The sequence below is a fragment of the Pseudomonas sp. RA_15y_Pfl2_54 genome, assembly GCF_963971015.1.
Classification (GTDB): domain Bacteria; phylum Pseudomonadota; class Gammaproteobacteria; order Pseudomonadales; family Pseudomonadaceae; genus Aquipseudomonas; species Aquipseudomonas baetica_A.
On record NZ_CAXAPN010000010.1, the window covers coordinates 58559 to 72336 of the forward strand.

Annotated in this window: 11 protein-coding genes; 1 reads left to right on the forward strand and 10 read right to left on the reverse strand. The window is 55.9% G+C overall.

The genetic code is table 11. The features are described from left to right. Positions 1 to 50: 50 nt before the first annotated feature. From AACY50_RS09685 to AACY50_RS09725, 9 genes are all read right to left on the reverse strand, one after another. On the reverse strand, positions 51 to 1523 hold the full coding sequence (locus tag AACY50_RS09685; RefSeq protein ID WP_339464301.1) for a mannitol dehydrogenase family protein: 1473 nt from the start codon (positions 1521 to 1523) through the stop codon (positions 51 to 53). A 16-nt stretch (positions 1524 to 1539) separates the two neighbouring features. Beyond that, positions 1540 to 2643 (reverse strand): ABC transporter ATP-binding protein, encoded by a 1104-nt coding sequence (locus tag AACY50_RS09690; protein WP_339507761.1) that lies wholly within the window; start codon positions 2641 to 2643, stop codon positions 1540 to 1542. A 160-nt stretch (positions 2644 to 2803) separates the two neighbouring features. Then, a complete protein-coding gene (locus tag AACY50_RS09695) occupies positions 2804 to 3634 on the reverse strand; it encodes a carbohydrate ABC transporter permease (RefSeq protein WP_339464299.1) in 831 nt (276 codons plus the stop codon). A gap of 8 nt (positions 3635 to 3642) precedes the next feature. Then, positions 3643 to 4569, reverse strand: a complete 927-nt coding sequence (locus tag AACY50_RS09700) for a carbohydrate ABC transporter permease (RefSeq protein WP_339464298.1) — start codon at positions 4567 to 4569, stop codon at positions 3643 to 3645. Between the two features lie 153 nt (positions 4570 to 4722). Beyond that, positions 4723 to 6033, reverse strand: a complete 1311-nt coding sequence (locus tag AACY50_RS09705) for an ABC transporter substrate-binding protein (RefSeq protein WP_339464297.1) — start codon at positions 6031 to 6033, stop codon at positions 4723 to 4725. Between the two features lie 253 nt (positions 6034 to 6286). Then, entirely contained in the window at positions 6287 to 7192 is a 906-nt protein-coding gene (locus tag AACY50_RS09710) for an AraC family transcriptional regulator (protein ID WP_339464296.1), read from the reverse strand. A gap of 90 nt (positions 7193 to 7282) precedes the next feature. After that, positions 7283 to 8176 carry a phospholipase gene (locus tag AACY50_RS09715; protein WP_339464295.1) on the reverse strand — a complete coding sequence of 298 codons (894 nt, stop codon included), beginning with the start codon at positions 8174 to 8176 and terminating at the stop codon, positions 7283 to 7285. Between the two features lie 134 nt (positions 8177 to 8310). Next, complete coding sequence (locus AACY50_RS09720; protein WP_339538498.1) at positions 8311 to 9252, reverse strand: phospholipase; 942 nt, start codon at positions 9250 to 9252, stop codon at positions 8311 to 8313. Positions 9253 to 9372: 120 nt separating this feature from the next. Next, entirely contained in the window at positions 9373 to 10683 is a 1311-nt protein-coding gene (locus tag AACY50_RS09725) for a glycosyltransferase (RefSeq protein WP_339464293.1), read from the reverse strand. Between the two features lie 293 nt (positions 10684 to 10976). Between AACY50_RS09725 and AACY50_RS09730 the strand changes: the two genes are divergently transcribed. Beyond that, positions 10977 to 13310 carry a hypothetical protein gene (locus AACY50_RS09730; protein ID WP_339464292.1) on the forward strand — a complete coding sequence of 778 codons (2334 nt, stop codon included), beginning with the start codon at positions 10977 to 10979 and terminating at the stop codon, positions 13308 to 13310. A gap of 99 nt (positions 13311 to 13409) precedes the next feature. On the opposite strand, the gene AACY50_RS09735 is transcribed toward AACY50_RS09730, so the two are convergent. Continuing rightward, the gene (locus AACY50_RS09735; protein WP_339464291.1) at positions 13410 to 13772 is read right to left on the reverse strand and encodes a response regulator; all 363 of its coding nucleotides are present in this window, start codon (positions 13770 to 13772) and stop codon (positions 13410 to 13412) included. Positions 13773 to 13778: the final 6 nt, after the last annotated feature.

A 13778-nucleotide genomic window follows, 5' to 3' on the forward strand; every position in this document is an offset into this window, starting at 1 on the left:
ATGTGGGAGCGGGCTTGCTCGCGAGGGCGTCAGTCGTCTCACCGCTCGATTCAGGCCAGCACCCGTTCCAATGTTCGCGAAACACCCACTTCGCGCAAACTCTCGCAGCACCACTCGAACGCCGCGACAAACGCCGCCGAACGCGGGATCGCCGTGCCAAAAATCTCCTCGACCGCCAATAATCGCTGAGAGATCAACGCATCGTCCGCCACCAGCCCCTGACAAAACGCCGCGCGCGGATCTGGAATCGAATAGGTGTCGCCGTTCTCATCCATGCCCTTCAAATACAGGGCCCACGCAGCAACGACCAAGGCTGCGCGTTTGGTGTCCTGGCCATCAGCAATCAACCGATTGATCGTCGGAATCGTGAACTTGGGAAACTTCGACGACCCGTCCGAACACACCCGTTCAAGCTGATCGGCAATCGCCTGATTGGAGAACCGCGCTACCAGTGTGTCCTTGTATTCGCTCAGATCAATGCCGGGCACTGGCGCCAGTTGCGGCGTGACATCCTGATCCATGTAAGCGCGCATGTACCGCACGAACAGCGGGTCATTCATGGTCTCGTGGACAAAGCGATAACCCTTCAAAAAGCCCAGATAAGTCAGCGCCAGATGGCTGCCATTGAGCAGTTTGATCTTCATTTCTTCGTACGGCGAAACGTCGTCGGTGAACTGCACACCGACCTTTTCCCAGGCCGGACGGCCGTTGACGAACCTGTCTTCCAGCACCCACTGCACAAACGGCTCGCAAACCACCGGCCAGGCATCGTCCACGCCGTGCTTGTCCGCCAGTTGCAGGCGATGCGCGGTGCTGGTCATCGGCGTGATGCGGTCAACCATGGCGTTGGGGAAACTGACGTTCTGCTCGATCCAGTCGCGCAGCATGGGGTCGCGCAACATGGCGAACGTGAGCAACGCTTTGCGGGTGACGGCGCCGTTGTGGGGCAGGTTATCGCAGGACATGATCGTGAACGCCGCCGTGCCGGCGCCACGGCGTTTCTCCAGCGCTGCGCAAAGGAAACCGAAGACGGTTTTCGGGGCTTGAGGGTGTGCCAGATCGTATTGAATCTGCGGCAAGTGCGCCATGAACTCACCGTTGCTGTCGTCGATGCAATAGCCACCTTCGGTGATGGTCAGCGAGACGATGCGGATCTGCGGATCGGCGAGTTTTTCGATGAGGGCCTGAGCACCGTCCTCGGCCAACAGCATGTCGCTGATCGCACCGATCACACGGACTTCGGTGTCGTCGCTATCGCCGAGTTCGAACAGCGTGAACAGGTAATCCTGCTCCTTGAGATCATCGCGGGCGCGGCGGTCTTCGTCGCGCAGGCCAACGCCGCAAATCGCCCAGTCCAGCGCTTCGCCGGTGTTCATCAGCGCGTCGGTGTAATACGCCTGATGCGCGCGATGAAATCCACCGACGCCAATGTGAGCAATGCCCTGACGGGTGTCGCTGAGGTTGTAGGCGGGCAGTTTCACCTCAGGAGCGAGGCGGTTGAGGTTCTGTTCGTTCAGTTTCATCGGATAGTCTCGACAATCAGGCCGCAGCGCGTAGCGGACGGGTCAACGCCAGACCTTCGGCATCGAATAAGTGGCAGTGGGCGGCGTCCAGACACAAGTTCAGCTGCTCGCCATAACGGCTGGCCAGGTCTGCGCGTACACGCATGGTCAGGGCTTCGCCGGCATTGGTTTTGACGTGGCAGAACGTGTCGCTGCCCAAGCGCTCGCTGACGTCAGCGGTGACGTGCAGGGTGCAGTCGCCCGGTTGCGCCAGTTCCAGGTGTTCGGGGCGGATGCCGAGGGTCACGTCGCTGCCAACGCTCAGATGGGCGGCGTTGAAGGGCAGCGTGATACGCGTCCCCGCGTCCAGCGCCACTTCGCAGTGTTGTCCATCGACCCGGGCGATCTTGCCCTTGAGGAAACCCATCTTCGGCGTGCCGAGGAAACCGGCGACGAACAGGTTGGCGGGGTTGTGATACAGGTCCAGCGGAGAGCCCACTTGCTCGATCTTGCCACCATTCAGTACCACGACTTTGTCAGCCATGGTCATGGCTTCAACCTGATCGTGGGTGACGTAGATCATGGTCGCTTGCAAGTCTTTGTGCAGGCGCAGCAGTTCCAGGCGCATCTGCACCCGCAGGGCCGCGTCGAGGTTGGACAGTGGTTCATCGAAGAGGAAAATTTTCGGGTTGCGCACGATGGCGCGGCCAATCGCTACGCGCTGACGCTGACCACCGGAGAGTTGTTTCGGCTTGCGCTCCAGCAACGGCCCCAGCTCAAGGATGCGCGCCGCTTCGCCGACTTTTTTCTCAACTTCGGCTTTGGGCACGCCGGCCAGATCGAGGGCGAACGACATGTTCTTTTTCACCGTCATGTGCGGATACAGCGCGTAGGTCTGGAACACCATCGCCAGATCGCGTTTGGCCGGGCTGACTTCGGTGATGTCGCGGCCATCCAGTTCGATGGTGCCGCCACTGACTTCTTCAAGGCCGGCGATCAGACGCAGCAGCGTGGATTTGCCGCAACCGGACGGGCCGACGAAGACCACGAACTCTTTGTCGTTCACTTCCAGGTCGATGCCCTTGATGATGGAAAAACCTTCGAAGCCTTTTTGCAGATTCTTGATTTTCAGGTTGGCCATGGGGGCCTCCGCTTGAGTTATTTCAATTGCACCGGGCAAGCTTTTGGTGGGAGCGGGCTTGTTCGCGAAGCGGTCGTGTCAGTCGGTATCAAGGGTGGATGACACTGCGCTTTCGCGAGCAAGCCCGCTCCCACGGGACATTGCGTTGGGTTGGATAGATTCATTTCACGGCGCCGAACGACAAACCGCGCACCAGTTGTTTTTGGCTGATCCAGCCGAAGATCAGGATCGGCGCACACGCCAGGGTCGAGACTGCCGACAACTTGGCCCAGAACAACCCTTCGGGACTCGAATACGAGGCGATCAGCGCGGTCAGTGGTGCGGCTTTTGACGAGGTCAGGTTCAGCGACCAGAAAGCCTCGTTCCAGCACAGGATCAGCGACAGCAGCACCGTCGAGGCCAGGCCGCCCTTGGCGATCGGCAGCAGTACGCGAACCATTTCCTGCCACAGCGTGGCGCCGTCGAGCCGGGCGGCTTCGAGGATGTCTTTGGGAATGTCCTTGAAGTAGGTGTAAATCATCCAGACCACGATGGGCAGGTTGATCAGCGTGTAGATGACGATCAGGGCCGTGCGCGTGTCGAGCAGGCCGAAACTCTTGGCCAGCAGGTAGATCGGCATCAGCACGCCCACCGGCGGCAGCATTTTGGTGGAGAGCATCCACAGCAGCGTGCCTTTGGTGCGCTGGGTTTCGTAGAACGCCATCGAGTACGCCGCCGGCACCGCGATCAGCAGGGACAGGGCGGTGGCGCTGAAGGAAATCACCACCGAGTTCCAGGCGAAACTGAAGTAGTCGCTGCGCTCGTTGATGTGCAGGTAGTTCTCCAGCGTCGGCGTGAAGATGAACTGTGGCGGCGTGGCAAACGCGTCGATTTCGCTCTTGAAACTGGTCAGCACCATCCAGAAGATCGGGAAGAAAATCACGATCGCGATGGCCCAGGCCAGGGTGCCGAGCAGCAGGCTTTGCAGCCGGCGGGATTGTTGAAGAGTCATGGCAGGCCTCAGGCTTTGTCAGTCAGGTTTTTGCCGATCATCCGCACCAGAATGATCGCGGCGATGTTGGCGATGACCACGGCAATCAAACCGCCCGCCGAGGCCATGCCAACGTCGAACTGCACCAGTGCCTGGTTGTAGATCAGGTAGGCCAGGTTGGTCGAGGCGTAGCCAGGGCCACCGTTGGTGGTGGTGAAAATTTCGGCGAATACCGACAGCAGAAAGATCGTTTCGATCATCACCACCACGGCAATCGGCCGGGCGAGGTGCGGCAGGGTCAGGTGCCAGAAGATCGCGACGGGGCCAGCGCCGTCCAGGCGCGCCGCTTCTTTTTGTTCCTGGTCGAGGGACTGCATGGCGGTCATCAGAATCAGGATGGCGAAGGGCAGCCATTGCCACGAGACAATGATGATGATCGACAGCAGCGGGTAGTGCGCCAGCCAGTCCACCGGCTGCGCGCCGAACAGCTTCCAGACGTAGGCGAGGATTCCGGAGACCGGATGAAAGATCAGGTTCTTCCAGATCAGAGCGCCGACCGTGGGCATGATGAAGAACGGCGAAATCAGCATCACCCGCACGATTCCGCGACCGAGGAACTCGCTGGCTTCAAGCAGAGCGCTGATCAATACACCGAACACCACGCTGATCAGCAACACACTGCCGACCAGCAACAACGTATTGGTGGCGCCGGGCAGGAAGCCGGAGTCGGTCAGGAAGTAAGTGAAGTTCTCAAGCCCGACGAACTGGTTTTCACCGGGGTAAAGCAGGTTGTAGCGGATCAACGAGAAGTAGACGGTCATGCCCAGCGGCACAATCATCCAGAGCAGCAACAGGGCCACTGAAGGGCTGACCAGAAACCAGCCGGGATTGGCCAAACGGCTTTTGCGCTGTGGCTGGGCGAGGTCGATGTGGGCTTTGGCAGTTGAAGTATTCATGGTGATCACAACCGAGTCATACAGACCTATGGAGATCCCATGTGGAAGCGAGCCTGCTCGCGAAAGCGGTGGATCAGTGCCATGTGTATTGGCTGGTACGACGCCTTCGCGAGCAGGCTCGCTGCCACAGGAGGCAGGAGCGAGCCTTACGGATTACTTGGGATAACCGGCGCGCTTCATCGCGCGTTCGGTGGTTTGCTGGGCGGCTTCCAAGGCTTGATCCACCGTGGTCTGGCCGATCAATGCCGCCGAGAACAGCTTGCCGACCTGGGTACCGACGGCCTGGAACTCAGGAATGGTCACCAATTGAATACCGATGTAAGGCACCGGCTTTAGCGTCGGTTTGCTCGGGTCCGCCGCCTTGAGCGATTCCAGCGTCACTTTGGCGAACGGCGCGGCGCTCATGTAGGCATCGCTGTAGGTCGAGGCACGCGTGCCTGGCGGTACGTTGGCGATACCGTCGGTTTTGGCTACCAGTTCGCCGTACTCTTTGGAGGTCGCCCAAGCACTGAATTCTTTCGCGGCGTCTTTGGCTTTGGAGCTGGTCGGAATCGCCAGCGCCCACGAATACAGCCATGCCGAACCTTTGTCGGTGACCTGATGGGGCGCAAAGGTGAAGCCGACGTGATCAGCGACCTTGCTCTGAGTCTTGTCGGTCACAAACGAGCCGGCGACGCTGGCATCGACCCAGATTGCGCATTTGCCGCTGTTGAACAAGGCGAGGTTTTCGTTGAAACCGTTGCTGGACGCACCCGGCGGGCCGGATTTCTTCATGGTGTTGACGTAGAAGTTCAGCGCGTTTTTCCACTCAGGGCCGTTGAATTGCGGCTGCCATTTTTCATCGAACCAGCGTGCGCCATAAGCGTTGGCGATGGTGGTGACCAGCGCCATGTTCTCGCCCCAACCGGCTTTGCCACGCAGGCAGATGCCGTACTGCTCTTTGTCTTTGTGGGTGAGTTTTTCGGCGAAGCCTGCAATCTGCTCCCAGGTCGGACGCTCGGGCATGGTCAGGCCGGCTTCCTTGAACAGATCGGTGCGGTAATAGGTGATCGAGCTTTCGGCATAGAACGGCAAGGCGTACAGCGAACCCTTGACCGACAGGCCTTCGCGCACCGACGGGAACACGTCGTCGAGGGCGTAACTGGCCGGCAGATCCTTCATCGGTTCCAGCCAGCCCTTGGCGCCCCACAGTGCCGCTTCGTACATGCCGATGGTCAACACGTCGAACTGGCCACCCTGGGTGGCGATGTCGGTGGTCAGGCGTTGGCGCAGGACGTTTTCTTCCAGTACCACCCAATTGAGCTTGATGTCCGGATGCTCGGTCTCGAAGGTTTTCGAGAGCTTTTGCATGCGAATCATGTCGCTGTTGTTCACGGTGGCGATGGTCAGGGTCTGGGCGCCAAGGCTGACGCTGCTGAGGGTCATGCAGGTGAGGGCAAGCAGAGCTTTTGCAGTGGGTTGCATCGTGCACTCCTTTTCTGCGTCCGGAGGGAGGCAGAAGGACAGTTATTGTTTTTGTGTCTTCCTGTGCAGGAAGAATGTGCGCTGATTACAGCCTTCAATCGACGGACTGACAAATCATCCGTCGCACTCTGATCGATACTTTCTTGCACTGGGCTTTGGGGCGATTAACGCAGGGCAGGGGATTTCAGCGAAGGGAGGGTGTCGGATACGTACAGGTTGTGAGCCAAAAACAGAACAAAGCCTGTAGGAAGTGTCAGGTGTGGTTCTGTTCGGTCAGGCGCTGCACGGCGAGGCGTCGATAATGCGAGGGCGTCATGCCCTTGAGTTGCTGAAACCGCCGATTGAAGTTGGAAATGTTGTTGAAGCCCGACTCAAAACACACGTCAGTTACTGGTTTGTCGCCATCGGCCAGCAGTTCGCAGGACTTGCTGATGCGCAGGCGATTGACGAATTCGATGAAGTTGCGCCCGGTCGCCTGTTTGAACACACGGCTGAAATAGGTCGGCGTCATGCCCAGATGCTCGGCGACTTCCTCCAGTGAAATATCCCGGGCGTAGTGGCTGAAGATGTAATCAACAGCGCGGTTGGTGCGGTCGATGTTGTGCTCATCCGCCAATTGCGGCGTGGTGGCGCCGGACAACAACTGAAAATCATCGCTGGCGGCGAGCAATTCCATCAGGATGAAAAAGTGTCCGAGGCGGGTAATCCCCTGAGTGTCGGCGATCCGCTGCATCAGCGCCATGGCCTGACGGATCGTCCGTTTGCAGCGGAATTCGATGCCGTACTGAGCTCGCTCCAACAGCGGTGCCAGGGTTTTCAGTTCGGTGAACACCTGATGGCCGCTCTCGAACAACTCATCCGTGAAATTGACCAGCATGTCGCGCTTCTCGACCACTTCGTGTTCGGCCACCTGGCTGATCCAGTTGTGCGGCAGGTTGGGGCCGGTGAGAAACAGGGTTTCGGGATAGAAGTTGCCGATGTAGTCGCCAATGAACACCTTGCCTGAGCTGGCGACGATCAGGTGCAGTTCGTATTCCTTGTGGAAATGCCAACGCACCAGCGGGCAGGGGAAGCCGTGCTGGCGGTAGATGATGGACAACCCGTTGTGGTCATCCATCAACTCGTAAGAAGGGTCGGTCACGCGGGCGGTTCGGTTCATGGCCTGCTACTTTGTTGTTATCGCCTGCTGATCATGCCTCGTTCGACGTGTGATGTGCCAGTTCGCTCTGACCGCATGCTCTGACCGGGCTCAAGCGGGCTGTGCACGAAGTACCAGCGTCGACTTCTCGATGGCTTTTTCCAGATTGGCCATTTGGCAAAAAGACACGATGTTCGAGTTTTTTATAAAGTCGAAGTTAATGATGTTGCACTTCTTCGCCCAGTCCGTTTGGGTGGGGTCAAACCAGGTGTCCAGTTCATTCAGAATTCGCTGCGGGCCACCGACTGTATAGCTCGTCGCAGACAGCGACCAGAGTCGCCACTGGGTCGGTGGGCTGTCTAAAACCTCTGTGATGTAACGGTGCAGGTCAGAAACAGTGACCAGCGACTGGCCAATCCATTTGTGTTGGATCTGTTCATGAAAGCGGTGGTCTCGAGTGTCCCAGCTCATGGGGGCCGCCACCAGGATCCTTTGCAGGGGGCTGATGTCTTTTAACTGACCTAGTGTCAAACCTGCGTTTTCCTGCACAATCATCCGCTCGCCCAGATGTTTCAGCATTAACTGTTTGAATTCTTCGTGATTGAATTCACTGCTGCCTCCCTTGAGTTCATGGAAGTCCAGAATGATGAATTCATTGGGACTTCTTTCCAAAAACGCCTGGACCGCGAGCATGAGATCGCCAAGGTTGCGATTGGAGCGATAGCCGTTGTGCTGAAAGCGAAACTTTTCCAGACCCTGGCCTTCTTTGTCATAAATCAATCGTGCGTCCAGCGCTCTGGCGCCACGATTGAGTTGCGAATAAAAAGAAATGTCCTGGCACGCGAGCCAGTTCTTTCCCGGGAACAAGGAGAAGGAAGCTTCCCAGTCACAGCCGGCATTATGGGCGCCGGGTAGTGTCAATTCACGCAGTGACAGATTGTCGATCTGCGGGGTTGCAGTTATCCATTGAGTCAGGGGTAAGTCGTTCGATTGGAAATCATTCATGTTGTACATCCGGCAGTATTAATAATGGTAGGTCGACGTTTCGACGTGCAGGATGTTTATAGTGGATGGCGTTTGATCAGCCAATGCTTGTTTGAATGCAAGTTATTTAACAGTTAGGGTGTTGGTGGAGCCTCCTAGTTTGTTGGTTGTGTTGTTTTGGCTTTTTCAACGGCTTTCTCGATATTGGCATTTTTGCAATGCGATACAATCCTGGCGTTTTCAATGAAATCAAAATTGATAATGTTGCATCTTTTAGCCCAGTCGGTGCTGGAAGGGTGAAACCAGGTGTCCAGATGGCCGAGAATGCGTTGTGGCCCGCCGAGCGTATAGCACGTTGCGGAGAGCGACCAAAGCCATCGTTTGTCCGGGGGCTTGCTTAAAACCCGGTCGATGTAGCGGTGCAGGTCAGAAGCGTCGACAATGGATTGCCCGATCCACCGATGAATCACTGCATCATGAATCCGGTTATCGTCTGTACTTCCTGATACAGGCGCAGCCAGTAATATCCGTTGCCGCGGCGCACGTGCCTTCAATTGACCCAGGGTCAGATGCAGAGATTCCACTGGAATGAGTTGCTCGCCCAGCGTGCGCAGGATCACCTGTTTAAATTCGTCGTAATTGAACCCAGTTGCACCACTTTTCAGTTCATGAAAGTCCAGAATGATGAACTCGTCCGGATTTTTTTGAAGGAACTCCTTGACGTCACGAACAAGGTCGTCAAGCGTGCGGGAGGAACAATAGCCACCATGTTGGAATCTGAACCGTTCAATACCTCTCGCTTGGCTGTCATAAAATAATCGAAGGTCGAGTGCTCGGGCGCCACGATTCAGTTGGCCAGCAAAAGAGACATCCTGACATGCCAGCCAGTTCGCGCCAGGAAGTGGCCAGTTTACAGGGAGTAACTGACAGATCAGCCAGTTTGGACATTGGATCAGTCGATCGTAAGAGGCGTTCCAGTCACACCCGGCATTATGCGCACCCGGTAATGTCAATTCGCGCAGTGACAAGTTGTCAATGCCCGGTGTTTTACTCATCCAGTCATGGCTGGAGAGTCTTTCAATGTATCCATTATTCATGTGGTGTGTCCTGCATGTGTTGATAGTTGTGCTATCTGAAATGACATGCAGGCTGTTTATAGGTATCAGGGTTTGATGGTGCAATCTCTATATTAATGCGAGTTGTGTGGTCGTGCGGATTCACGCGTTACGGGTCGGCTGGGTATCGCGGTTTTTTGCTTCAATCCACTGAGCCATATATTGAGTACTTTTATGAGCGTGATGGCGCAGCATGCTCCCAATAAAGTTTCGGGTCCTGCGTTCATGTAAGTGTTTTTGGCAATCACGCAGTTTTTCAATTAGCGCCGGCGCGTGTGTTGCCCGTTGGTAACGCTTGCCGAGCAGCGCTGTTCCGGCCAGGTGGGCTGCTTGCCAATCTGCCGGGCAGCGATAAAGCCGTACGGCGGCGTCGGCCAATTGCACTGCGCTGCGGGTGATCGCGCCCGGCCAGGGTTCCTCGTCATGCATGCCTTCCGCGCCAATGGGGGTGGTGACGCTGGGCGTGCCGCACAGCATGGCGTCCACCAGTTTTCCCTTGATGCCGGCGCCAAAACGCAGCGGTGCCAGACATACCCGTGCCGCTGACATGACCTGTAACGCGTCCTCCGCCCAGTTCATTATGTGAAAACCCTGCGCAGCATTATGCAATGCCATGGCTTTAGGGGGCGTGTAGGCGCCATAGATGTGTAACTGCGCATCCGGCAGTTGTTGACGGATGAGTGGCCAGATCGTGGACTTCATCCAGAGTACGGCGTCCCAGTTAGGCGCATGACGAAAGTTACCGATGCTGAGAAAGTGCGCCCGAGCCTCAAACGCCTTCGGTTCAGTGGTTGGCAACTCCACCATCAATGGGCACCAATGCAGCAACTCGCGTGGCAATCCGAATTGTTTGACCAACAACTCGATTTCTACTTCGGAGATCATCAGATTCAGGTCGCAACGATACAGCGCCGCCACTTCCCGTTTGGCCAGATCGGTGGTGGCCATCAATTCGAATTCTTCGCGCAAGGCCGGCGCAAACAAAACGCTGAAGTCATCCTGATCGGCAGAGACTTTCAACCGCTCCTTGAGTCGCTGGTGACGGGCATGGCGCAAGCTTTGCAGATCTGACGTTTCCAGCACCCGCAGGGCGTCAGGACAGTATTTTTCGACGCGCCAGCCGAACTGCTCTTCCATCATGAACTGGTCGAACAGCACGATATCCGGACGCAGCTCGCTGATGAACATATCGAAGCTGCTGTTGTTCAGTGCGATCGACACTTCGCGGATGCCCAGCGCGCCAAGGTCGGCTTTATGTGCTCCGGGGCTGGCGGGGCTGCTGAAAGTGATGTCCCAACCTTGCTGCACAAAGGTGTCGAGGATCTGCATGACGTGCCCGCTTGCTGCCGAAGAACGGGGCTCGGGCCAGACGTAGCCGATGACCAGAACTTTGGTGACGGTGGGCTGAATCATGAGTGTGATCCTCGGCAGCAGACAGGTAGGCAAAAAAAGGGCGCAATTAAACCACAGAGATGGCTGCTCGCGCCTGGCCTTCGAAGTAAAACATTCTTTGGTATCTTGTCCATAAGCGTTTGCCCATTGAACAGCGATGGAAGCTAACGTTTGTGTATTGCTCTCCGATCAGTGATGTAAAGATTGCTAATAACTATAGCCTATGTAACTTTGGGGGAGATTGGTAGTTTCTTGGTCGTCCACAGTAGTTAAGTAAGTGCAGTTCGCATTTTATGCTGTGCGGGGAGAAAAACATGAATAAGCAGTTGCCAGGCATTTACGATGATGCCGACGATTCGTTGTTGTGGTTGCTGGATCCATTGGCAGATTTGGAAACCGTTTTGGCAGCACCCAGAACGGAAACGGTCAGCCTGGCCATGCCTGAGCAAGGTGTGGTTGATGGTGTTGATGTAAATAAATTGGCTGGAGAAATATTAGCGGGTTGTGCCGTCATCACGGATCCAGTGAGTTTTGATCCTGCCTACTTTATTCGTGAGTGCATTGATGAAGCCATAGTGAGTATTGTGTCCGATGAAGAGACGCGTGAGCGCATTCAATATGACAGCCGCATAGCGGTTAAATATTACGCGCTGGAGCCCCCCACGCGCAGCGACTCGCTGACGAGCACTAAAAAGCCTGTCGTCTGGGAAGAGAAAGAATTCACCTTGGCGGAGATCTGTACGGACTATCACCTGCGGCAACTAAAAGGCTTCTACGGGAAAGAAGTAAAATGGCCAGACTATTATCCTTCCGAATTGGTCGCTGTTTTCAATGACGCGGATTATCAGACTGACTTCAAGCTCTATGTGAGCGACCGGCTGCAAAATCCAGCTGTTAGCGCTTTCGGTAGGTTGTTAAAAAAAGCAGAGTTGAACAAGTTGGTTGTAGAGTTTATCAAGAGTGGTACGCGTGCCGTTGAAGATCAGATCGTCGCTTACGAATACCTCAAAGGCCTGATAAAACCGCGGCTTATCAACTTGCACAGCGATCCCGACTTGAGAGTCGATAACGCCGTGTTTATCGGTCGAGGGAATCTGGATCGAGGCGTGGTGTTCTTCCTCGGTGAAGACAGTGCAGCCTTCGAGTTTCCCGCCGGTCATGACGCAAGAGGCAAGTTCGTAGAGAGCAATGTTGATTTTCAGAAGCGCTTGTTAAAGCGCGTTGCTCTGCGTGACCAGCAAAAATCTTATGTCCATGATTTCAAGTATCGGGGGATGGAATTCCCCCTTTTTGCGACACGTCCAAACTATCGGGAGTTGGTGTTTCGATCCAGTTCGGATATAGGTCAGGATTTATTCGATCGCCAGATCAAACGGGGGCTGGCCGATATTGATACGCTGGTTTCGACACAGGCCGAACGCTGGACCGATTTTGCCTTGGAGGCTGCGGGATATCTTCTGCAGATTATTGCGTTTACCGCCTCTTTGCCTTACGGCGGGACGGGAGCGTTTGCTTCCGCTCCGATACGTATGTTGATTCCTTTCCTGGTGGGGCTCGGTAGTTCTGCGACGGACTTGATCCGCGCCGAAATATCGGATGACCCCTCTGAAGCAGAGCGCCTGAGGATCAGCGCGGCGATCGGCGTGTTGGCCGAACTGGCGGGGCCTATTGCTGAAAAGCTCGTCGGTAGAGCATTGTCGAAAGTCGCCAAGAAGGAGATTGGCAAGCGAGTTGTCCTGGCGCTCAAAAACAGCAATCGTCCCTCCGTTTTTCGCGGATCGGCTACGCGTCTTCGTCGACAGTTGGCGAGCACCACCGGAAAGGAAATCCCCGAGGCTGGCAAAGGTTTGCTAGTGGCCGGTTATCTGGATGAGCTGGCCTCAGGGCCAGGCGTGGCACAGACATTGGCGACCGATACTCAGGTTGTGCGCCTTTCTGGTCCGGAAAAGGGCTTCGTTTATCAGGGCTTCGTTTTCCGTGGTGATATGCGCGATCCGTCAATCATTTTCGAGAGGGGATTCAGTCAACGCGTTCGAATCAAACACCTTGACCAGGTCAATGGTTTGAAAGGCGGCTATGGCGGTGCCCACGACGCGCTCAGCCCCGACGGCGCGGGTATTTCCACTTCTGCTTTCTATAAAAAGGACGGTGCCGGCGCTTTTGTTTATGGCGGCCAGAAAGGTGGATACACCTATTTCATCGACGCACGGCAGATGGAAGGTTTTCATTTATATGCCAATACCGAACTTGCCTTTCGGCCGCATTCGGGCCTGAAGACTCTACCCCCTTTGGAAATCAATTATGCCGTCGATCTGCCGCCGGGCTTGATTCTGGGAGCTTACGATTCGCATGGAAAGTTCATTTCGAACCCCAAGGCAATCAACCGGGCGATTGCAGCAAGCGATGCCAGTCTGTTTGCAGGTGGGGGGCGAGAGGTGGGTCACAAATTCCGCGAGCCACTGGACGGTGAGGAATTATTCTCCAATCTTGATTTCGGTAACGAATCGGTAAGCGCTCAGGAAAGTAGTGCGGCTGCTCAGCAGTCTGTCCGGGCGCCTGCACAACCGGCGCCAGGGAAGGTGAGTATCGATGACATCACCGCCTTCAGAGAGCGGCAAAAAGCCAAGCGCGATCGCACGAGTGGTTAAGACTTGAGCAATCAGAGGGCTCGTCCACTCTGGTACCCCGGATAAACGCGGCAGACAGGTTTCAAAGGTGTTCATGAACCCAAGCGGCAGAGCCGGTTTTCAGCGTTCCAGAATGCCTTTGACCTTGTCCCTCAACTGGTCAATCGAAAAGGGTTTGCCAATGACTTGCATACCCGCCGTTACTTCGATGTTTTCCGCGTATCCACTGGCAAACAGGATTGGCAGAGCAGGCCGCAACAGGCGTGCTTGATTGGCCAGTTCACGACCATCCATACCCGGCAGGCCCACATCGGTCATCATCAAGTCAATGTGTTGAGCCTCATCATTAAGAAGCTTCAGCGCCTGCTCGCCACCCTCCGCTTCCAGTACCTTGAAATCCAGTTCCTCCAGCACATCGATGATCAGCATGCGCACGATGGCATCGTCTTCGACTACAAGGATGGTGGATGCGTTGGCGGACATAATAAA

Bases quoted from the DNA above. Each gene is read 5' to 3' on its own strand.
- AACY50_RS09685 (WP_339464301.1), bottom strand. From the start codon at position 1,523: ATGAAACTGAACGAACAGAACCTCAACCGCCTCGCTCCTGAGGTGAAA.
- AACY50_RS09690 (WP_339507761.1), bottom strand. From the start codon at position 2,643: ATGGCCAACCTGAAAATCAAGAATCTGCAAAAAGGCTTCGAAGGTTTT.
- AACY50_RS09695 (WP_339464299.1), bottom strand. From the start codon at position 3,634: ATGACTCTTCAACAATCCCGCCGGCTGCAAAGCCTGCTGCTCGGCACC.
- AACY50_RS09700 (WP_339464298.1), bottom strand. From the start codon at position 4,569: ATGAATACTTCAACTGCCAAAGCCCACATCGACCTCGCCCAGCCACAG.
- AACY50_RS09705 (WP_339464297.1), bottom strand. From the start codon at position 6,033: ATGCAACCCACTGCAAAAGCTCTGCTTGCCCTCACCTGCATGACCCTC.
- AACY50_RS09710 (WP_339464296.1), bottom strand. From the start codon at position 7,192: ATGAACCGAACCGCCCGCGTGACCGACCCTTCTTACGAGTTGATGGAT.
- AACY50_RS09715 (WP_339464295.1), bottom strand. From the start codon at position 8,176: ATGAATGATTTCCAATCGAACGACTTACCCCTGACTCAATGGATAACT.
- AACY50_RS09720 (WP_339538498.1), bottom strand. From the start codon at position 9,252: ATGAATAATGGATACATTGAAAGACTCTCCAGCCATGACTGGATGAGT.
- AACY50_RS09725 (WP_339464293.1), bottom strand. From the start codon at position 10,683: ATGATTCAGCCCACCGTCACCAAAGTTCTGGTCATCGGCTACGTCTGG.
- AACY50_RS09730 (WP_339464292.1), top strand. From the start codon at position 10,977: ATGAATAAGCAGTTGCCAGGCATTTACGATGATGCCGACGATTCGTTG.
- AACY50_RS09735 (WP_339464291.1), bottom strand. From the start codon at position 13,772: ATGTCCGCCAACGCATCCACCATCCTTGTAGTCGAAGACGATGCCATC.